This window comes from Amycolatopsis methanolica 239 (assembly GCF_000739085.1).
In the GTDB taxonomy this organism is placed as follows: Bacteria; Actinomycetota; Actinomycetes; order Mycobacteriales; family Pseudonocardiaceae; genus Amycolatopsis_E; species Amycolatopsis_E methanolica.
Window position 1 is genome coordinate 2,911,370 of sequence record NZ_CP009110.1, and the last position, 19,921, is coordinate 2,931,290.

The window sequence follows — 19,921 nt, forward strand, 5'->3', positions numbered from 1 at the left end:
GGAGGGCGCCCGGCCGCGTCGCCGGGCGCCCTCGCCGTCAGCTGAACAGCGCGCTGTAGCCGTTGAGCGCGGGCTGGCCGCCGAGGTGCGCGTACAGCACGGTCGAGCCGGCCGGGATTTCCTTGCGCGACACCAGGTCGATGAGCCCGGCCATGGACTTGCCCTCGTACACGGGGTCGGTGACCATGCCCTCGGTGCGGGCGGCGAGTTTCATCGCGTCCAGGGTCTGCTCGTCGGGGATGCCGTAGATGCCGGCGTGGTAGCGCTCGTCCAGCTCGACGTCCAGCTCCGGCTCGACGCCGAGCAGCGACGCGGTGTTCCGCGCGATCCGGGCGATCTGGTCGCGGGTCACCTTCGGCTTGGCGGAGCCGTCGATGCCCAGGATGCGGCGCGGCCGGTCCTCGTCCAGCGCGGCGAACCCGGCGATCATGCCGGCTTGCGTGGAGCCGGTGACCGAGCAGACGATGATGGTGTCGAAGTGGACGCCCAGCTCGCGCTCCTGCTCGGCGACCTCGGCGGCCCACCGGGCGAAGCCGAGCCCGCCGAGCCGGTGGTCGGAGGCGCCGGCCGGGATCGCGTACGGCTTGCCGCCGCGCTCGCGGATCTCGTCGAGGGCCTGCTCCCAGCTCTCCTTGAACCCGATGCCGAACCCGGCCTTGACCAGCCGCACCTCGGCGCCTGCCAGGCGGCTGATCAGGATGTTGCCGACCTTGTCGTAGACGGCGTCCGGCCAGTCGACCCAGCTCTCCTGCACCAGCACGCACTTGAGCCCGGCCCGCGCCGCGACGGCCGCGACCTGGCGGGTGTGGTTCGACTGGACGCCGCCGATGGACACCAGGGTGTCGCACCCCTGGGCGATCGCGTCCGCGACGAGGTACTCGAGCTTGCGGGTCTTGTTGCCGCCGAAGGCGATGCCGGAGTTGCAGTCCTCGCGCTTGGCCCACACGGCGGCGCCGCCGAGGTGGGCGGTCAGCCGGTCCAGCCGGTGCACCGGCGAGGGGCCGAAGAGCAGCGGATACCGCTCGAAGTCGTCCAGGGACATGGGGGCTCCAATTAGGGGTTTGGGGTCGGCAGGGCCACGGCTGCGTGCTTCGTGCGGCGTGGCCGGCCGGGGTCGTGGTGGGGGTGGGGCTCGGGTTCGGTCAGGGGATCGCGGCCGCCGGTGGCTGATTTCCGGGTTGGCGGGTGGTGCGGTGAGGGGCCGGGTGACAGCGGGTGCCGGGTTGGCGGGTGGCGTTGGGTTCGCGGTGCTGTGGGGTTGGTCGGTGTGCTGGGTTGTCGGTGCGGTCGGGTTGGTGGGCGGTGCTGGGGTTGCCGGTGCCGGTGCCGGTGCCGGTGGCGGTGGGCGCGTGGCGTTGGGGCGTCGGGTGGCGTCGACTTGGTAGTCGCGCCGGGCCGGCGGGTGGCGCTGCGCCGGGGATGGGCCTTGGCCCCGCCCGCGGCATGTGCTTCGTCCCGGGGCGTGGATGGGTGTGGTCTCGCGGGCGTCGGTGGCGCGTCCTGGGGCGCTCGGGTGATCCGGCGGGTCAGTCGGTGAGGTCCTCCAGCTCCCGCCAGATCTCGGTGGTCACCGCGGTGGCCGTGGCGGCGTCGCGGGCGCGGCAGGCCTCGATGAGCCGCTCGTGCAGCTCCACGGACTGGTGCCCGGCCCCCTCGCCGAACCGGATCCGCTCCAGGCGGCGGATCAGCGGCGTGTAGCGGTCGATCGTCGCGGCGACCGCGCGGTTTCCGCAGGCGCGCACCAGCACGTCGTGCAGTTCGTCGTCCGCGCGCAGGGCTCCGTCGACGTCCACGGCGCGGGCCGCGGCGGCGAAGCGGTCGTTGGCGGCCGCCATCGCGTCGCAGTCCGCGTCGCTCAGCCGCGGAACCGCGGTGCGCGCCGCCAGTTCGTGCATCGCCCGCACCACCGCCGCCGCGTCGCGCACGTCCCGCGACAGCAGCGGCGTGACGCGCGTGTGGCTCTGCGGCTTGGTCTCGATCAGGCCCTCGTCGGCCAGCCGGGCCAGCGCGTCACGCACCGGCGCGCGTGACAGGCCCAGCTCCTCGGCCAGGTCGGCGTCGCGCACCACGCTGCCCGGCGCGAGATCACCACGCACGATCGCATCCCGGATGACCTGGTGCGCGGTTTCCCGCAGCAACGTCCGCCGCACTCGTTCCACAACTGACATGTTAGATGTCAATCACGGTCGAAGCCAGCCCTGTTTCACCACCCCGTTCCCGGGTTACTCGCCCAGCGTGGCGGCGTCACCGGCGGATGCGGAGGGGGCCAGACGAACTGGTCGGCCAGCCCCGTGACGCCATCAGCGGCCCGGTCGCCGACGCCGAAGCCGTCGCCGAGCGCATCAGCAGCGAGGACCGCCCGCTGGGCCCGCCCGGCAAACCGATGAACAAACGCTCGCCGTTCTTCACGGGCATGGCCGCGGCCGCCGGGCGGCCCGTCACCGCGGGCGCCGTCTGGTTCCTGTTCATCGCCAGCGGCACGCTCGTGCTCATCGGCGTCGCCCTGTTCGCCGCGATCGGCCTGGAACCGGTCGCGTCCTGGCTCGTCCGGCGTGGCCTGCCGCGGCCGCTGGCGGTCACGGTGATCGTGGTCGGCGGGCTGGGGCCGGCCGCAGGGTCCTTCGCCGCGCTCATCCCGCCGCTGGTCGACCAGGCCGTCCGGTTCATCGACCAGACGCCGGAGTACCTGGCGCGGCTGGGCGACCGCAGTTCGTGGCTCGGCCAGGTCAGCGCGCGGTTCGACCTGCAGCGACGACTGCAGAGCACGTTCAGCGACCCCGACCCCGCCCTGGTCAACGGGCTTCTCGGCAGTGGCCGCACGGTGCTGGGCACGCTCACCGACACCCTGATCGTGGTGGTCCTGACCATCTACTTCCTCGCCGACTTCCCGCGGCTGCACGCCACGATCTACCGCTTCGTCCCGCACACCCGGCGCCCGCGGGCGATCCTCATCGGCGACGTGATCTTCGCCAAGGGCGGCTCCTACGTGCTGGGCAACGTGGTCATCTCGATCATCGCCGGGGTGCTGGGGTTCATCTGGTTCACGATCTTCGGCATCCCGTACCCGGTGCTGCTGGCGCTGCTGCTCGCGGTGCTCGACCTGATCCCGGTGATCGGCGCGATCATCGCCGGGGTCGTCGTGAGCCTGGCCGCGCGGACCGTGTCCTGGCCGGTGTGCCTGGCCACCGTCGGGTTCTTCGTCGTCTACCGGTTCGTCGAGGACTACCTGCTGACCCCGAAGATCATCGGCCGGTTCGTCGACGTGCCCGCGCTGGTCACGGTCGTCGCGGTGGTGCTGGGCTGGGTGCTGCTGGGCATCGTCGGCGCGCTGGTCGCCATCCCGGTGGCCGCCGCGGTGCTGTTGTTCGTGCGGGAGATCGTGTTCCACCGCATGGATCACAGCTGAATGTGACCTGCGTCTTTCCCTCCGCGGCGGAGCACGGGTTACCGTTCCCGCGTGTCCCGCCCCGTCCTTCCCGCAGGCGACCTCGCCCGCACCGTCGTCTTCGCCGCGTTCATCGCCGTGCTCGGGCTCTTCCCCGGCCTCTACGTCGGTGGTTCCGGCGTGCCGATCGTGCTGCAGAACGCCGGTCCGCTGCTGGCCGGCTGCGTGCTGGGGGCGCGCCGCGGCACGGCCTCGGTCGTGTTGTTCCTGGCGCTCACCGCGATTGGCCTGCCGCTGCTGTCCGGCGGACGCGGCGGGATCGCGCCGTTCATCGGGCCCAGCGGCGGGTTCCTGATCGGCTGGATCTTCTCGGCGCTGGTGGTGGGGCTGATCGTGGCGCGGCTGAAGCGCCCCAACGTGCCGGTGCTGCTGCTCGCCGCCGCCGCCGGCGTGGTCGCCGACTACGTCTTCGGCATCACCTACCTCGGCATCTACACCGGTGACCTGGGCGCTGCCGCCGCGCAGTCGCTGGTGTTCCTGCCCGGCGACGCGGCCAAGGTCGTCGCGGTCGCCCTGATCGGCGCCGTCGTGCACCGCGCGCTGCCCGGCAAGCTCGTGGGATCGGCGTCGCGGAGCGAGTGATGGACCCGGACGGCCGGGCGAACGGCGCGGCCCGGTGGCTCGCCGGCCGCGGGATCGGCGAAGGCGCGCGGGTCGCGCTCGACGTGCCCGACGTGCTGCCGTGGTTCCTGGGCACGGATCTGCTGGGTGCCGCGTCGCTGGTGATCGAGCCGGTCTGGACACCGGCCGAGCGGGCCGCCGTGCTCGCCGACGCTCGCCCGGACCTGGTGGTCACCGCTGCGGCCCCGCCGCCTGCCGAACCGGTCGAGCGGGCCGGTGACGGGGAGACGTTCTTCTACTTGCCGACGACCTCGGGCAGCAGCGGCAGCCCGAAGGTCCTGGTGCGCACGCGCGACTCGTGGCTGCGCAGCTTCGCCGCGCTCGGCCCGCTGCCTGGTCCGGTTCTGATCCCGGGGCCGCTGAGTTCGTCGTTGTTCCTGTTCGGCGCGCTGCACGCGCGGTGGTGCGCCCGTCCCGTGGTCACCCTGCCGCGCTGGGACGCCGAGGCCGCGGCCCGGACGGAGGCCGCCACCGTGCACCTGGTGCCGGCGATGCTGTCCGCGCTGCTCGCGGTGCTGGAACGGCGGGGCGGGCGGTGCGCGTTGCGGACGGTGGTGTGCGGCGGGGCGCACGTCGGCGACGAGCTGCGTGACCGCTTCGCGCGAGTGCTGCCGGAAGCCGAGCTGATCGAGTACTACGGCTCGGCGGAGCATTCGCTGATCGCGATCCGGCGTGGCGCTGGAGGACTGAGGCCGGTGCCCGGGGTGGAGCTGGACGTGCGTGACGGGGTGCTGTGGGTGCGGTCGCCGCTGGCCTGCGCCGGGCAGCTCCGCGACGGTGACCTGCGCGCGGCCGGGGACTGGACGACGGTGGGCGACCTCGTCGAGTTCGACGCCTCCGGCGCGCTGGTCGTGCGGGGCCGGGCGGGTGCCGTGCTCTCCAGCGGCGGGCGGCTGGTGCCTGCCGAGGAGGTCGAGGCCGTACTGCGGACCGTGCCCGGGGTGGTGGACGTGCTGGTCACCGGCACCCCGCACCCCCGCCTGGGCGAGCTGGTGACCGCGGTGGTGGAAGGTTCGCCCCGGCCGGGTGAGCTGCGGGCGGTCGCCCGGGACCGGCTGTCGCCCGCCAACCGCCCACGGCGCTGGCTGGCGGTCGAATCGCTGCCCCGCACGGCGTCCGGGAAGCCGGCGCGGGCGCTCGTCACCGCGGGGCTCGCGGACGGGACGCTGCCCGTGGAGCCGTTGCGGTGACCATGGCGGCCGTGATCACCGCGCTTGACGAGCCGGCCCGTGTCGCCGCGCAGCTCGGGACGCTGGACGTGGAGCCGCTGCCATGACCACGCCCGTTGTGATCGCCGCGCGGCGGACCGCCATCGGCAACGCGTTCGGCGCCCTGCGCGGGGTGCCGGTCGACGAGCTGGCCGCGCCTGTGCTGCGGGCCGCCCTGGACGACGCCGGTCTGTCCACAGTGGATGACGTGGTGCTGGGGAATGTGTTCGGGCCGGGCGGGAACCCCGCGCGGGTCGCCGCGTTGCGGGCGGGTCTCGCGGTGCCCGGGGTGACCGTCGACCGGCAGTGCGCGAGCGGGCTGGCCGCCATCACGCTGGCGGCGGCGATGATCCGCGCCGGTGAGGGCGAGGTGTTCCTCGCGGGCGGGGTGGAGAGCGCCTCGACCGCGCCGTTCCGCGCCTGGCGGGTGGACGGGAGCAGCGAACCGGGCGAGTTCTACACCAGGGCGCCGTTCGCGCCGGCGGAGATCGGCGACCCGGACATGGGTCCGGCGGCCGACCTGGTCGCCGCGGAGGCCGGGATCTCGCGGCAGCGGCAGGACGCCTTCGCCGCACGCAGCCACGCCCGCGCGGTCGCGGCGCAGCGGGCGGGCCGGTTCGACGCCGAGATCGTGCCCGTGGCCGGGGTGGTGCGGGACGAGCGGCCGCGCGACGGCTTCACCGAGGCGCGGCTGGCGCGGTTCCGGCCCGCGTTCACCCCGGACGGCACCGCGACGGCAGCGAACTCGTGCGGGATCAACGACGGCGCGGCGGCGGTGCTGATCGTGAGCGAGCGGGTGCAGCGGCGGCTCGGGGTGCCGGGGCTGCGGCTGGCCGCGTCGGCGACCTCGGCGGTGGACCCGAACCGGCTCGGGCTGGGCGCGGTGCCCGCCATGCGGCGCGTGCTGGACCGGCGGCCGGACGTGGTCGAGTTCAACGAGGCGTTCGCCGGGCAGGCGCTGGCGTGCCTGGACGCGGCCGGGATCGACGAGGAGGTCGTGAGCCCGGACGGCGGGGCGATCGCGCTGGGGCACCCGTGGGGAGCGTCGGGCGCCGTGCTGGTCGTGCGGCTGTTCGGCACACTGGTGCGGCGGCGGGCCGGGTCGTGCGGGCTGGCCGCGCTGTCCGCAGGCGGCGGGGTGGGTGTGGCGACCTGGTGGGAGACGGGATGATCGAGTTCGAGGGCGTCGGGCACGCGTACGGCTCGCGGGTCGTGCTGTCCGATGTGGACTTGCGCATCCCGGAGCGGCGGGTGGCGTTCGTGGGCGCCAACGGTTCCGGGAAGTCCACGCTGGCGCGCATGATCAACGGGCTGGTGGCGCCCACGGAAGGCCGCGTCCTGGTCGACGGCCTGGACCCGGTGCGCGAGGGCCGGGCGGTGCGCCAACGGGTCGGGTTCCTGTTCACCAACCCGGACAGCCAGATCGTGATGCCCACCGCCGGTGAGGACGTCGCGTTTTCACTGCGCCGGAGCGGGCTGTCCAAAGCGGAGCGCGCCGGGCGGGCCGCGGAGGTCCTGGCGCGCTACGGTCTCGGCGACTACGCGGACCACCCGGCGCACCAGTTGTCCGGCGGGCAGAAGCAGTTGCTGGCGCTGTGCGCGATGCTGGTGCTCGAGCCGGACATCCTGGTCTGCGACGAGCCGACGACGCTGCTGGACCTGCGCAACAAGCGGCGGTTCGCCGAGACGCTGGACGGGCTGCCGCAGCAGGTGGTCCTGGTGACGCACGACCTGGAGCTGCTCGGCGGCTTCGACCGGGTCGTGGTGCTGGACGCGGGCCGGGTGGTGGCGGACGACGCGCCCGGGCCGGCGCTGGCGCGGTACCGGAAGCTGGTCGCGTGAACGCCTGGTACGAGCCGGGCACGAGCGTCCTGCACCGCACCCCGGCAGGGGTGAAGTTCCTGGTGCTGCTGGCGCTCGCCGTGGTGATCTTCGTGTTGCGGTCGCCGGTGTGGCTCGGGGTGCTGTGCGCCGCCGCGGTGGCCGGTTACGCGGTCGCGCGGGTGTCCTGGCGGCGGTGCTGGGGGCTGTTGCGGTCGCTGGGGCTGCTCGTCGCGGTGGTGTTCGCGTTGCAGTGGTGGCTGCTCGGGCTGGAGCCCGCGGTCGTGGTGTGCCTGCGGATCGTCGCCGCGCTCGCCGCCGCGAACCTGGTGACGGTCACGACCCGCGTCGACGACCTGGTGGCCGCGATCGAGCGCGGGCTGGGCCCGTTGCGGCGGTTCGGGGTGCGGCCGGAGCGGCTCGGGTTGCTGGTCGGGTTGACGCTGCAGGCCGTGGCGACGCTGACCGGGATCGCGGGCGAGGTCCGGGAGGCGGCCAAGGCGCGTGGCGCGGACCGGTCGGTGGTCGCATTGACCGTCCCGTTCCTGGTCCGGACGTTGCGGCATGCCGACGAGCTGGGGGAGGCCCTCGCCGCGCGCGGTGAGGGTGATCGCTGACGCGTCGCGGGAGTGATCGCGGGTCGCTTGGTGAGCGGTGAGGCCGGCGGTGGCTGCCGTGGCGGGCGGTGGGGGTGGTCGGTGATGCGTCGTGGGGGTTGGTCGGGGGGCGCTGCCGTGGTCGCTTGGTGAGCGGTGGGGTCGCCGGTGGTCGCCGTGGCAGGCGGTGGGCGTGATCGCTCACGCGTCGTGGGGGTGATCGCGGGCCACTATCCTGGCGCGGTGACCGACGAGGCCCCCAGCGGCCGCCGCAGCAGGCTCGGCCAGGCGTTGCGCGAGGTCGACCGGTGGGAGAGCCTGCTCCGCACCGCGCGGTTCGTCCCTCGGCTCGTTCCCGGCGACAGCGAGATGGGCGCCCCGCTGTCGCCGCGGGCCGTCTGCCGTCGCACCGGCTGGCCCGCGCCCTGGCTGGCACCCCGGAGCCGAGCGTGCTCCGCGAGCTGGGCCTGACCGCGGTCCAGGTGTGGCAGGCGTTCACCGACTCCCGGCGCGCCACCGAGACCGCCGGCATCACGATCCTGTTCACCGACCTCGTCGGCTTCTTGACGTCACATCACCCGGGTGCTGTCCAAGTTGGACGCGGGCAACCGGACGCAGATCGCGCTCATGGCGCACGACGCCGGTTTCTGTTGAGCGCCTCAGCGTTGCACGACGCGGAACGTCTTCAGCTGCGGGTCGCCCGGATCGGGCAGGTACATGCCGGCGTCGAGGCCGCTCAGCAGGTAGTCCACCACGGGCCGGGTGATCACCTCGCCCGGCGCCACCGCGGGAACCCCCGGCGGGTACGGGCTGATCACCTCCGCGCACACGCGCCCGATCGCCTCCTCCGGCGGCACGTCCTCGGTGGGGCCGAAGAACGCGTCGCGCGGCAGCATCGCCTGCTCCAGCTCCAGTTCGCCAGGCTCGGGCAGGTCGACCGGTTTGGCGGGACGGATTTCGCCGGCGCGCTCCGCCAGGTCGCGGATCGCGGTGAGCAGCCGCCCGGTGGTCTCCTCGTCGTCGGCGATCGTGATCTGCGCGGCCATCCGCCGGTGGTCGGACAGTCCCATGTCGAGCCGGTGGTGCTCGCGCAGCCATTCGCTCGCGTCGTAGCCGGACCGGTCCAGCTCCGCGAGGTCCAGCACGATCTTGAGCGGATCGTGGTCGTCGGCCAGCCGCGGTCCGACCAGGTCGTCCCGCGCCAGCACGCGGATCCCGGGGATCGCGGCCAGTTCCGCGCGCACCGACGCGGCCAGTTCGAGGGTGCGCCCCAGCAGCTCCTCGCCGTGCTGCACCATCTGCCGCCGCCAGCCGTCGAGCCCGGCGAAGATCAACGCGCTCGGGCTCGTCGTGCCGAGCAGGTCCGCCCGCGATGCCAGCGCCTGCGGCTCGATCCGGTCGCCCTGCAGGTGGAACACCGAGCCCTGCTCCAGGCCGCAGCCCATCTTGTGCACGCTGGTGACGCACATGTCGGCGTCGGCGTCCATCGCCCATGACGGCAGGTCCGGGTGGAACGGGAAGTGCGCGCCCCACGCCTCGTCCACGATGAGCGGCACGTCGTGGTCGTGGCACACCCGCGCGGTCTCCCGGATCGCGGCGCACCCGCCGTAGTCGGTCGGCGTGACCAGCAGCATCCCCTTGGCATCGGGGTGCGTGGCGAAGGCGTCCCGGACGTCCTCCAGCCCCGGCGGGTGCGCGAGGTGGAACCGTCCGTCCCACCGCGGGTGCACCCACACCGGGCGCACGCCGCTGATGATCAGCCCGGCCACCACGGACTTGTGCGCGTTGCGGGACACCAGCAAGGCGTCGCCCGGTCCGGCGACGGCGAGCATCGCGCTCTTCACCGACAGGGAGCTGCCGCAGGTGGAGAAGTACGCCTCCGCGGCGTCGACCGCGTCGGCCATCAGCTCCTCTGCCCTGGCCAGCACGCCCTGGGACATGCGGCGGTCGTCGAGGCCGTTCATGAGGATGATGTCCGAGGCGAACACGTCCCGGCCCACGACCTCGGCCAGGCGTGGGTCGATGCCGCGCCCCTGTTTGTGCCCGGGCGGGATGAACCCCAGGTGACCGCGTTCGCGGTACCGCTGGATGGCTTCGATCACCGGCGCCTGCGCATGGTCCACGCGGCCGGGATTCCCTCTGCGGGCCAACGGCAAACTTCGTCCCCATCCCCGGAAAGGTGTCCCCCGTTCATGGGATTCCGCGTGGCGGCCCCTGCTGGCCGCGTGTTAATTTCCGACCTCGCCGTGGCTGTGCACGACGCTGGAGGGGAACGTATGTGTGCCAAGCCTGTTCCGGGCGCGCGATGAGCGACCGGACACCCATTTTCGACGACGTGGTCGCCGCGATCGGACTCGACTGGTCCGAACTGCAGGCCGACGAGGTGACGCCGGCCGCCGAGGGGGTCGTGGAGGAGGCCGTTTCGTGACCCGGCCGGGCTCCGATCGCGTGGAATCCGGCGTTGCGGTGGCGAAGGCAGGCGGGAGCCGCCATTCTGCGAGCATGGCGGACGGGACCGAAGCCGGGCCGGGCGAGCTCTTCTGGCAGATCGTCGAAGTTCTCCACGTACCGCGTTCGCTCGCCGAGCAGGAGCTCGCGCGCTCCCGCTCCGACGTCGCGAACGGCATCGTCCGGCCGGGTGATCCGGCCGAGCCCTACGCGCTGGCCTGGCGGCGCATCCGCAGCCAGTGGGCCGGGCAGAACCTGGCCTGACCGACCGCGGACGGCCGGTACGATCCGGTCTGTGAAGATCGACCGTCCGCTGCTGTTCGCGCCGCAACGCTGGGCGTGGGGCGGTCTCGACGCCGTGTTCTCCACCGCGGCGCCTGCCGACGAGCTGGTCACCAACGTCCACGTCGCCGGTTTCGTCGGCGACCGGATCGTCGTGTGCCGGGACGAGCGGTACGGCTGGTTCCTGCCGGGCGGCACGCGGGAGGCGGGGGAGAGCATCGGCGAGTGCGTCGCCCGCGAACCGGCCGAGGAGGCCGGCGCCCGGCTGGCCGGCGAGCTGCGGTGGATCGGCGCGCACCACTGCGTCAGCGACCGGCCCGAGCCTTACCGTCCGCACCAGCCGCACCCGGAGAAGGCGTGGCTGTGGTGCGCGGCCGAGGTGGAGATCGTCGGCGAACCGGGCAATCCGGACGACGGCGAGCAGGTGGTGGAGGTCCGCCTCGCCGCGGTGGCCGAGGCGCAGGCGTTGCCCGGCGCGAGCGCGGACTGGATGCCGGACCTGATCGCGCTCGCCGTGGAGTCCCGCGGCTGAGACATCCGCCCCGCGGGCCTTCCCCGCGCGGTCGATCTCCCTTAACGTGCGCTAAGCAAGGTTCCGGCGCGGCCGGAACGTGCGAACGGAAGGGGTGTTGTGACATGGAGGTCGGCAACGCGGTCGCGCTGGTGACTGGTGGCGCGTCGGGGCTCGGGCTGGCGACGGTCAAGGAGCTGCACGGCAAGGGCGCGAAGGTCGTCATCGTGGATCTGCCCTCGTCGCAGGGTGAGGCGGTGGCCAAGGAGCTGGGCGACGGGGTGGTGTTCGCCGCGGCCGACGTGACCGACGAGGCGCAGGTGTCCGCGGCGCTGGACGCGGCGGAGGCGCTGGGCACGTTGCGGATCGCGGTGAACTGCGCGGGCATCGGCAACGCGCACAAGACCGTGGGCAAGCGGGGTCCCTTCCCGCTGGACGGGTTCGTCAAGGTCATCAACGTCAACCTGGTGGGCACGTTCAACGTGATCCGGCTGGCCGCGGAGCGGATCGCCAAGACCGAGCCGGCAGGCGAGGAACGCGGCGTCATCGTCAACACCGCGTCCGTGGCCGCGTTCGACGGGCAGATCGGGCAGGCGGCGTATTCGGCGTCCAAGGGCGGGATCGTTGGGATGACGTTGCCGATCGCGCGGGATCTGGCGAGCCTGCAGATCCGGGTGGTGACGATCGCGCCGGGGTTGTTCCACACGCCGCTGTTCGCGACCCTGCCGGAGGAGGCGATCGCCTCCCTCGGCGCGCAGGTGCCGCACCCCTCGCGGCTGGGTGACCCCGCCGAGTTCGCGGCGCTGGCCCGGCACATCGTGGAGAACCCGATGCTCAACGGCGAGACCATCCGGCTCGACGGCGCCATCCGGATGGCCGCGCTGACCCGGCATGCGGCGGCGGCGCCCCGGCCCGCCGCCGCGCCCCGTTATCGTTTTCCGGTGACCTCTTCGATGGGCTGGACATGACGCGACCCGCGGGCGCGTGGCGGGAGTACGGACCGCTCGAGCTGACCCCGATCCTGGCTGCCGCGCTGGAAGCCTTCTACGAGCAGGGCTTCCACGGCACCCCCGTGCGGGACATCGCGCGGCGGGTCGGCCAGACGGTGCCGGCGCTGTATTACCACCACGAGAACAAGGAGGGCGTGTTCACCGCGCTCGTCGAGGAGGCCACGAGCGACCTCGACTGGCGGGTGCGGCAGGCCGTCGAGGAAGCAGGCGACCGGCCGGACCTGCGGCTGGTCAACGCGGTCGAGGCGATCGTGCTGCACATGGCGCACCGCACCCGGCTCGCCGCGCTGGACTTCGAGCTGCGGCACCTGTCCCCGGCCAACCGCAAGCGGTACGCCGCGCGGCGCAAGGAGATCGAGGTCCTCGTCACGCGGATCGTCTCCGACGGGGTGGCCGAAGGACTGTTCGTCGCGAAACGGCCCGCGGAGACCGCGCGGGCGCTGCTGGGCATGCTCCAGTCGATCGGCCGCTGGTACCACCCGGACGGCGGCCCGCTGTCGCCGGACGAGCTGGCCGAGCGCTACGTCGACATCGCGCTGATGACCGTCGGCGTGCGCAAGCGGCCCGCGGCCCGGGCACGTCGGCGGGCCCGCTCCGCATGACCGTGGGGATCGCCGCGCTCGCCGACGGCGCCGCGCACGACCCGCTCCTGGACGACGCCGGTCAGGCGCGGCGGCCGCTGGTCGTGGTCGACCTCGACGAGCCTGTGCCCGCCGACGTCGTCGACGCCGCCGCGCGGGCGGCCCGGTCGTCCGAACGGATCCTGGTCGGCGTCGCCTGCCGTGCGGTCGACGACGAGCGCTGGGCACTGGCCGACGCCCTCGACCTGACGTTCGCGGCCGCCGGCTGCGGCAGCGGCCCCCAGTTCGTGGCGAGCGACGACCCGGCGGGCGACGCCGAGGTGCTGCGGCAGGCGGCCGAGGCGAACCCGCAGGCCGCGCTGGTGCTGCGCCAGGTGCTGCGGGCGAGCGGCCGTCTGGACGTCGCCGCGGCCCTGGACGTCGAGTCGTTTGCCTACTCGACGCTGCTCGGCGGGCCGGAGTTCGCGCGCTGGCTGAGCGGACGCGGGAACCGGCCGCTGCCCCCGCCCGCGACCGAACCGCCGGTGCTCCTGGCCCGCGACGGCGACGTGCTGCGCGTGACGCTCAACCGGCCCGGCCGTCGCAACGCCTACGGCCGGGAGGTGCGGGACGCGCTCGCCGACGCCCTGCGGGCCGCCGCGGCGGAGGACTGCCGGGTGGTGCTCGACGGGGCCGGTCCGGCGTTCTGCTCGGGCGGCGACCTCGACGAGTTCGGCACCACCCCGGACCTGGTCACCGCGCACTTCGTGCGAACCAGGGCCGGTGCCGCGCGGGCGCTGCACGCGATCGCCGGGCGCGCGGAGGTGCGCGTGCACGGGGCGTGCGTCGGCGCGGGCATCGAGCTGGCGGCGTTCGCGGGCCGTGTGGTGGCGCACGCGAACACGGTGTTCCGGCTGCCGGAGGCCGCGATGGGCCTGATCCCCGGCGCGGGCGGCACGGTGAGCGTGCCGCGCCGGATCGGCCGGTGGCGCACGCTGTGGCCGGCGCTGTCGGGGCGGCCCCTGAGCGCGGTGACAGCGCTGGACTGGGGCCTGGTCGACGCCATCGAGGACGGTTTCTGACCGCTTTGCGGTCTAGCGTTCCGATCATGACCGCCCGCGTTTCGTGGACCGCCGTCCGAGCCCGCCGGCTCGGCCGGCACTTCCTGTCCCGCCCCGGGGCGGGACAGGCGGACACCGTCGCCGCGATGTGCGGCGCGCACGCCCAGGTCCGCACCGCCGCCGAGCTGTCGGTCGCCCTGCGCACCGGCGGCACCGCGGACGACGTCCGGGACGCGGTCGCCGATCACACGCTGATCCGCACGTTCGGCCCGCGCGGCACTGTCCACCTGCTGCCGGCTCAGGACCTGGCGCTGTGGACCGGTGCGCTTCCCGCGGTCCCGCGGCGTTCGACCATGCCGTCCGCGGTGCGGCTCACCGACGAGCAGACCGACCAGGTCGTGGAGGCCGTCGCGGACGCGCTCACCGACGCCGAACTGACCGCCGACGAACTCACCGAGGCGGTCGTCGCCCGCGTCGGCCCGTGGGCCGGCGACCTCGTCATGCCGGCGTTCCAGGGGTTCTGGCCGCGCTGGCGCCAGGCACTGGCGACGGCCGCGCACCGGGGCGCGCTGTGCTTCGGCCGGGACCGCGGGCGGCAGGTCACCTACACCAGCCCGCGCCGGTGGCTGCCCGGGTTCCGGCCGGAGGAGACCGAAACCGCGCTGACCGGCGTGCTCGCCCGCTACCTGCACGCCTACGGGCCGGCCACGCCCCAGCACTTCGCGCGCTGGCTGGCCGCTCCGGTGGAGTGGGCGTCGGCGCTGTTCGCCCGCGCCGGCCTGCGCCCGGTCGACCTCGACGGCGAGTGCATGTGGCTGAACGCCGACGACACCCTGCCCGGCAGCCGGACACCGCCCGCGCTGCGGCTGCTGCCGTTGTTCGACGCGCACGTCGTCGGCAGCTTCCCGCGGGAACTGCTCTTCCCCGGTGTCGCCGCGCACCGGTGCCTCGCCCGCGGGCAGGCGGGCAACTTCCCGGTGCTGCTCGTCGACGGCGTGGTCGGCGGGCTGTGGCACCAGCGCCGCTCCGGCCGGGCGGTCCACCTCACCGTCGAACCGTTCACGACGCTGAACGCCGCGCACCGGCGCGAGCTGGACGAACAGGTAGCCCTGTTGGGGGAGGTCCTCGGCCGGGAGCCGCGGCTGACGATCGGCCCGGTGACCGTCGGCGCGCACGCCTGAGGTCAGCGCCGGGGGTCGACGTGGATCTTCGGCGCGCCGCCCGCGGGCCGGTCACCGGCGAGTACGGCGGCCACCTCGCCGAGCCCGACGGTGGCGGCGACCAGCGGCACCGGGTCGACCGCGCCGCTCGCGTACTGCTCGATCGTCCCGGCCAGGCCGGGGGAGGCCGACAGCACGCCGACCGCGGTGACGTCCTTCAACGCCAGCAGGCGCGTGTCGAGCAGGCTGGGCCGCCCGGCCAGGCCGATGAAGACGACCCGGCCGCCCGGTTCGACCAGTTCCACCGCCCTGGCGGGGAGTTCCGGCGCCCCGGAAGCGTCGATCACCGCGTCGAACGGCAGCTCCGGCAAGCAGTCCGGGGACCAGGCGTGGCGGAAACCGAGCGAGCGGGCGAACTCCAGCGACGCGGCGGTGGCGCCCAGCAGGTGCACCTCCGCGCCGGCCGCGCGGGCGAACATCGCGCACAGCAGGCCGATCGTGCCCGGGCCGAGGACGAGCACCCGGTCGCCGGGACGCGGATCCGCGCCGCGCACCGCCCGCAGCGCGTTGCCGCCCGGCTCGACCATCGCGCCCGCGGCGGCCCCGACCGCGTCCGGCAACGAGTGCAGCGCGGTCACCGGCACGGCCAGGCGCTCCGCCAGCGCGCCCGGCCGCCCGCCGCGAATCCCGATTTCGGTGCGGTTCTCGCACAGGTGCTGGCGGCCGCTGCGGCACCGGCGGCAGGTGCGGCACCCGAGCATCGTGTCCCCGGTGACCCGCCTGCCGAGCCAGGCCGGGTCGACGCCGTCGCCGGATGCCACGACCGTGCCGCACCACTCGTGGCCCAGCCGCATGGGATACCGGGCGTGCGCGTCGTGCAGATAAGGCATGCTGCCGTCGAAGAACTCCGCGTCCGTGCCGCAGATCCCGGCCCGCGCCACGGCGACGACGACCTCACCTGGCGCGGGGAACGGCGGCTCGACCTCGACCACGGCGCCCTCGCCGGGAGCGGTGACCACGAACGCGCGCATGGCCCCGAGCGTAGCGGGAAAGATCCACTGTGGACGGCAATGGGCACAAAGTCCTCACTTTGAGGACTTTGTCCTTGCCCCGGACGGTCTTCCCGGGCGCATACTGGAGGAGCACGTGCGGGTGCTCGGGGCACCGCACGGCGGGGAAGCGGGTTCCGTCGGGGGATGGTGCCCGCGGGAGGTCGATGCCCGGCCGGTCGGGGCCACTGGGCAGGCGGTCTCCGACGGCGGGCCGGCTTGGGGAAGCCGGCCCGCCGTTCTGTGTGCCCGGTCGGTCCTCGATCGGGCCGGCTTCCACCCCGGGTACCAGCACCGGGACGTCCTCACCGCGGCGGCGAGCCAGAACACCGGCGAAGCCGAACCGGTGGCCGCGAACCTGGCGCGCGTCGCCCTCCGCTGACGGCCGGGGTCCACATCGCGGGAACAGTTTTGGTGCCGCCGCGGGGCGTCCAGTACTGTGTTCGCCAGGCCGAGAGGCGCTGCAACGGACCCAGGTCCGCCACGCTCGGCCCCCGTGAACCGCAACAAGGGCGCCTCCCGACAGTTGGGAGGGCGCCGGTGGAAACGACGAAGGCTCTGCGGGAAATCCTGAGCGACCGGGTTGCCGTGCTCGACGGCGCCTGGGGCACGATGCTGCAGGGCGCGGGCCTCACCCCGGCCGACTACCGCGGCGACCTGATCGGCGACCACCCGCGGGACGTCACCGGCGACCCGGACCTGCTCAACCTCACGCGCCCCGATCTGATCCTCGACGTGCACCGGCAGTACCTCGCCGCGGGCGCGGACATCACCACGACCAACACGTTCACCGCGACCAGCATCGGCCAGGCCGACTACGGCCTGCAGCACCTCGTCCGCGAGATGAACGTGCGCGGCGCCCAGCTGGCCCGCCAGGCCGCCGACGAAGCAGGCGGCAGGTTCGTCGCCGGCTCCATCGGGCCGCTCAACGTCACCCTGTCTCTGTCGCCGAAGGTCGACGAGCCCGCCTACCGCGCGGTCACCTTCGACGAGGTCCGCGACGCCTACGCCGAGCAGATCGCCGCGCTCGCTGAGGGCGGCGTCGACCTGCTGCTCATCGAGACGATCTTCGACACCCTGAACGCGAAGGCCGCCATCGCCGCGGCCCGTGACGTCGCCCCGCACCTGCCGCTGTGGATCTCGGTGACCATCGTCGACCTGTCCGGGCGCACCCTGTCCGGCCAGACCGTCGAGGCGTTCTGGAGCGCGATCGAGCACGCCCGCCCGCTGGTCGTGGGCGTGAACTGCTCGCTGGGCGCGGAGGAGATGCGCCCGCACGTCGAGCAGCTGTCCCGGCTGGCGGGCACCTACGTCGCCTGCCACCCCAACGCCGGCCTGCCCAACGCGTTCGGCGGCTACGACCAGACTCCGGACGAGACCGCCCGCATGCTGGGCGAGTTCGCGGGCAGCGGCCTGGTCAACATCGTCGGCGGCTGCTGCGGCACCGGCCCCGCGCACATCGCCAAGATCGCCCAGGCGGTCTCCGGAGCGGCTCCGCGCGAGGTCCCGCCGCCGCGCACCCACACCCGGTTCAGCGGGCTGGAGCCGTTCGAGATCGGCGCCGACACCGGGTTCGTGATGATCGGCGAGCGCACCAACGTCACCGGCTCGGCCAAGTTCCGGCGGCTGATCGAGTCCGGCGACTACCAGGCCGCCGTCGACGTCGCACTGGACCAGGTCCGCGGCGGCGCCAACCTGCTCGACGTCAACATGGACGCCGACCTGCTCGACTCCGAGCACGCGATGACGACGTTCCTCAACCTGATCGCCACCGAGCCGGAGGTGGCCCGCATCCCGATCATGGTCGACAGCTCGCGGTGGAGCGTGCTGGAGGCCGGGCTCAAGTGCGTGCAGGGCAAGGGCGTGGTCAACTCGATCAGCCTGAAGGAGGGCGAGGAGCAGTTCCTGCGCCAGGCCCGCCGTATCCGCGACTACGGCGCCGGTGTCGTCGTGATGGCCTTCGACGAGAAGGGCCAGGCCGACACCACCGAGCGCAAGGTGGAGATCTGCGCCCGCGCCTACGACCTGCTCACGCGCGAGGCCGGGTTCCCGCCCGAGGACATCGTGTTCGACCCCAACGTGCTGGCCGTCGCCACCGGCATCGCCGAGCACAACGGCTACGCCAAGGCGTTCATCGAGGCGCTGCCGCTGATCAAGCAGCGCTGCCCGGGCGCGCGCACCAGCGGCGGCATCTCGAACCTGTCGTTCTCCTTCCGCGGCAACGACGTCGTGCGCGAGGCGATGCACTCGGCGTTCCTGTTCCACGCGGTGCGCGCCGGGCTGGACATGGGCATCGTCAACGCCGGCCAGCTCGCCGTCTACGAGGACATCCCCGCCGACCTGCTGGAACTGGTCGAGGACGTGTTGTTCGACCGGCGCGAGGACGCCACCGACCGGCTGGTGGAGTTCGCCGAGACGGTCCGCGGCCAGGGCCGCAAGCGGGTGGTGGATCTGTCGTGGCGCGAGGCGCCGGTGGCCGAGCGGCTGCGGCACGCGCTGGTGCACGGCATCGTCGACTACATCGAGGACGACACCGAAGAGGCGCGGCAGAACTTCGCGCGGCCCCTGGAGGTCATCGAGGGCCCGCTGATGGACGGCATGAAGACCGTCGGCGACCTGTTCGGCTCGGGCAAGATGTTCCTGCCGCAGGTGGTCAAGAGCGCGCGCGTGATGAAGCGGTCGGTGGCCTACCTCGAACCGTTCATGGAGGCGGAGAAGGAGGAGCTGCGCCGGTCCGGCCAGGTGAGCACCGAGCGCGGCCAGGGCAAGATCGTGCTCGCCACCGTGAAGGGCGACGTGCACGACATTGGCAAGAACATCGTCGGCGTGGTGCTGGGCTGCAACAACTACGAGGTGATCGACCTCGGCGTGATGGTGCCCGCGGCGAAGATCCTGGACACCGCGGTCGCCGAGAACGCCGACGCGATCGGCCTGTCCGGGCTGATCACCCCGTCGCTGGACGAGATGGTGTCGGTCGCGACGGAGATGCAGCGGCGCGGGCTGAAGATCCCGCTGCTGATCGGGGGTGCGACCACGTCCCGGCAGCACACGGCGGTGCGGATCGCGCCGGCGTACGACCACACGACGGTGCACGTGCTGGACGCGTCGCGGGTCGTCGGGGTGGTGTCGGACCTGCTCGACCCCGACCGCGCGGCCGCGCTGGACACGGTGAACCGCGCGGAGCAGGAGCGGCTGCGCGAGCAGCACGCGGGCAAGCAGCGCCGCCCGATGCTCACGCTGGAGCAGGCGCGGGCCAACCCGGAGCGGGTGTCCTTCGACGACCTCCCCGTGCCGTCGTTCACCGGGGTGCGCACGGTGTCGCCGGGGCTACCCGCGCTGCGCGAGATGATCGACTGGCAGTTCCTGTTCCTCGCGTGGGAGCTGAAGGGCAAGTACCCGGCGATCCTGGAGCAGCCGGTGGCGCGCGAGCTGTTCGACGACGCGAACACGCTGCTCGACGAGATCGTCGCGAAGGAGCTCCTGGAGGCCCGCGGCGCCTACGGTTTCTGGCCCGCGCACAGCGAGGGCGACGACATCGTGCTGGAAAACGGCGTGCGGTTCCCGATGCTGCGCCAGCAGACGTCCAAACCGGACGGTCGCGCGAACCGCTGCCTCGCCGACTACGTGGCCCCGGCGGGGGACCACCTCGGCGGGTTCGCGGTGACCGTGCACGGGGCCGAGGAGCTGGCGCGCCACTACGAGTCCCAGAACGACGACTACCGGGCGATCATGGTGAAGGCCCTGGCCGACCGGCTGGCGGAGGCGTTCGCCGAGTACATCCACCTGGAGGCTCGGCGGGAGTGGTTCGAGCCGGACGCGCAGCCGTCGCTGGCGGACCTGCACGCCGAGCGGTTCCGCGGGATCCGGCCCGCGCTCGGCTACCCGGCGAGCCCGGACCACAGCCAGAAGCGGGAGCTGTTCGACCTGCTCCAGGCGCCGGACCTGGGCCTCGGGCTGACGGAGTCGTTCGCGATGACCCCGGCGGCCAGTGTGAGCGGGCTGATCTTCGCCCACCCGGAGTCCCGGTACTTCACCGTGGGGCGCCTCGGACGCGACCAGGTGACCGACTACGCCCGGCGTCGTGGACTGCCGCAGCCGGAAATCGAGAAGTGGTTGCGCCCCAACCTGGACTACGATCCCGCGGAGTGA

At 73.5% G+C, this 19,921-nt stretch carries 19 protein-coding genes and 1 riboswitch; of the genes, 15 read left to right on the forward strand and 4 right to left on the reverse strand.

Annotated elements, in window-relative coordinates:
- Positions 1-37: 37 nt before the first annotated feature.
- Together AMETH_RS13920 and AMETH_RS13925 are read right to left on the reverse strand one after the other, a co-directional pair.
- Positions 38-1,042, reverse strand: coding sequence for a 1-aminocyclopropane-1-carboxylate deaminase (locus AMETH_RS13920; protein ID WP_017982099.1), 1,005 nt, complete (start codon positions 1,040-1,042; stop codon positions 38-40).
- A gap of 484 nt (positions 1,043-1,526) precedes the next feature.
- The gene (locus AMETH_RS13925) at positions 1,527-2,150 is read right to left on the reverse strand and encodes a GntR family transcriptional regulator (protein ID WP_017982100.1); all 624 of its coding nucleotides are present in this window, start codon (positions 2,148-2,150) and stop codon (positions 1,527-1,529) included.
- Between the two features lie 104 nt (positions 2,151-2,254).
- On the opposite strand from AMETH_RS13925, the gene AMETH_RS13930 reads away from it, so the two are divergent.
- The 7 genes from AMETH_RS13930 to AMETH_RS13960 all read left to right on the forward strand — a co-directional run bounded on the left by AMETH_RS13930 (position 2,255) and on the right by AMETH_RS13960 (position 8,162).
- The gene (locus tag AMETH_RS13930) at positions 2,255-3,406 is read left to right on the forward strand and encodes an AI-2E family transporter (RefSeq protein WP_017982101.1); all 1,152 of its coding nucleotides are present in this window, start codon (positions 2,255-2,257) and stop codon (positions 3,404-3,406) included.
- Positions 3,407-3,457: 51 nt separating this feature from the next.
- The gene (locus tag AMETH_RS13935) at positions 3,458-4,027 is read left to right on the forward strand and encodes a biotin transporter BioY (protein ID WP_017982102.1); all 570 of its coding nucleotides are present in this window, start codon (positions 3,458-3,460) and stop codon (positions 4,025-4,027) included.
- Positions 4,027-5,256: a class I adenylate-forming enzyme family protein gene (locus tag AMETH_RS13940; RefSeq protein WP_017982103.1), complete on the forward strand. Its 1,230-nt coding sequence runs from the start codon at positions 4,027-4,029 to the stop codon at positions 5,254-5,256. The genes AMETH_RS13935 and AMETH_RS13940 overlap by 1 nt, the downstream gene beginning before the upstream one ends.
- An 82-nt stretch (positions 5,257-5,338) precedes the next feature.
- On the forward strand, positions 5,339-6,445 hold the full coding sequence (locus tag AMETH_RS13945) for a thiolase family protein (RefSeq protein ID WP_017982105.1): 1,107 nt from the start codon (positions 5,339-5,341) through the stop codon (positions 6,443-6,445).
- Positions 6,442-7,116 carry an energy-coupling factor ABC transporter ATP-binding protein gene (locus tag AMETH_RS13950; protein ID WP_017982106.1) on the forward strand — a complete coding sequence of 225 codons (675 nt, stop codon included), beginning with the start codon at positions 6,442-6,444 and terminating at the stop codon, positions 7,114-7,116. The genes AMETH_RS13945 and AMETH_RS13950 overlap by 4 nt, the downstream gene beginning before the upstream one ends.
- Positions 7,113-7,712, forward strand: coding sequence for an energy-coupling factor transporter transmembrane component T family protein (locus AMETH_RS13955; RefSeq protein ID WP_017982107.1), 600 nt, complete (start codon positions 7,113-7,115; stop codon positions 7,710-7,712). The genes AMETH_RS13950 and AMETH_RS13955 overlap by 4 nt, the downstream gene beginning before the upstream one ends.
- Before the next feature lie 222 nt (positions 7,713-7,934).
- Positions 7,935-8,162 carry a hypothetical protein gene (locus AMETH_RS13960; protein WP_156131661.1) on the forward strand — a complete coding sequence of 76 codons (228 nt, stop codon included), beginning with the start codon at positions 7,935-7,937 and terminating at the stop codon, positions 8,160-8,162.
- A 188-nt stretch (positions 8,163-8,350) separates the two neighbouring features.
- On the opposite strand, the gene AMETH_RS13965 is transcribed toward AMETH_RS13960, so the two are convergent.
- Complete coding sequence (locus AMETH_RS13965; protein ID WP_017982109.1) at positions 8,351-9,814, reverse strand: aminotransferase class I/II-fold pyridoxal phosphate-dependent enzyme; 1,464 nt, start codon at positions 9,812-9,814, stop codon at positions 8,351-8,353.
- Positions 9,815-9,996: 182 nt separating this feature from the next.
- On the opposite strand from AMETH_RS13965, the gene AMETH_RS41455 reads away from it, so the two are divergent.
- The 7 genes from AMETH_RS41455 to AMETH_RS13995 all read left to right on the forward strand — a co-directional run bounded on the left by AMETH_RS41455 (position 9,997) and on the right by AMETH_RS13995 (position 14,744).
- Complete coding sequence (locus AMETH_RS41455) at positions 9,997-10,119, forward strand: hypothetical protein (RefSeq protein ID WP_017982110.1); 123 nt, start codon at positions 9,997-9,999, stop codon at positions 10,117-10,119.
- 74 nt (positions 10,120-10,193) lie between these two features.
- Entirely contained in the window at positions 10,194-10,403 is a 210-nt protein-coding gene (locus tag AMETH_RS13970) for a hypothetical protein (protein WP_017982111.1), read from the forward strand.
- A 31-nt stretch (positions 10,404-10,434) separates the two neighbouring features.
- Positions 10,435-10,953, forward strand: coding sequence for an NUDIX domain-containing protein (locus AMETH_RS13975; protein ID WP_017982112.1), 519 nt, complete (start codon positions 10,435-10,437; stop codon positions 10,951-10,953).
- A 104-nt stretch (positions 10,954-11,057) separates the two neighbouring features.
- Positions 11,058-11,900, forward strand: coding sequence for a 3-hydroxyacyl-CoA dehydrogenase (locus tag AMETH_RS13980; protein ID WP_017987885.1), 843 nt, complete (start codon positions 11,058-11,060; stop codon positions 11,898-11,900).
- Positions 11,897-12,544, forward strand: coding sequence for a TetR/AcrR family transcriptional regulator (locus AMETH_RS13985; protein ID WP_017987886.1), 648 nt, complete (start codon positions 11,897-11,899; stop codon positions 12,542-12,544). Before AMETH_RS13980 ends, AMETH_RS13985 begins: the two co-directional genes overlap by 4 nt.
- Positions 12,541-13,584: an enoyl-CoA hydratase/isomerase family protein gene (locus AMETH_RS13990; protein ID WP_017987887.1), complete on the forward strand. Its 1,044-nt coding sequence runs from the start codon at positions 12,541-12,543 to the stop codon at positions 13,582-13,584. Before AMETH_RS13985 ends, AMETH_RS13990 begins: the two co-directional genes overlap by 4 nt.
- A gap of 26 nt (positions 13,585-13,610) precedes the next feature.
- Positions 13,611-14,744: a winged helix DNA-binding domain-containing protein gene (locus AMETH_RS13995; RefSeq protein ID WP_017987888.1), complete on the forward strand. Its 1,134-nt coding sequence runs from the start codon at positions 13,611-13,613 to the stop codon at positions 14,742-14,744.
- A gap of 2 nt (positions 14,745-14,746) precedes the next feature.
- On the opposite strand, the gene AMETH_RS14000 is transcribed toward AMETH_RS13995, so the two are convergent.
- A complete protein-coding gene (locus AMETH_RS14000) occupies positions 14,747-15,754 on the reverse strand; it encodes a zinc-dependent alcohol dehydrogenase (RefSeq protein ID WP_017987889.1) in 1,008 nt (335 codons plus the stop codon).
- A gap of 465 nt (positions 15,755-16,219) precedes the next feature.
- Positions 16,220-16,297, forward strand: a riboswitch (S-adenosyl-L-homocysteine riboswitch).
- Between the two features lie 15 nt (positions 16,298-16,312).
- Here AMETH_RS14000 and metH point away from each other — a divergent pair.
- Positions 16,313-19,921, forward strand: coding sequence for a methionine synthase (gene metH / locus AMETH_RS14010; protein WP_017987891.1), 3,609 nt, complete (start codon positions 16,313-16,315; stop codon positions 19,919-19,921).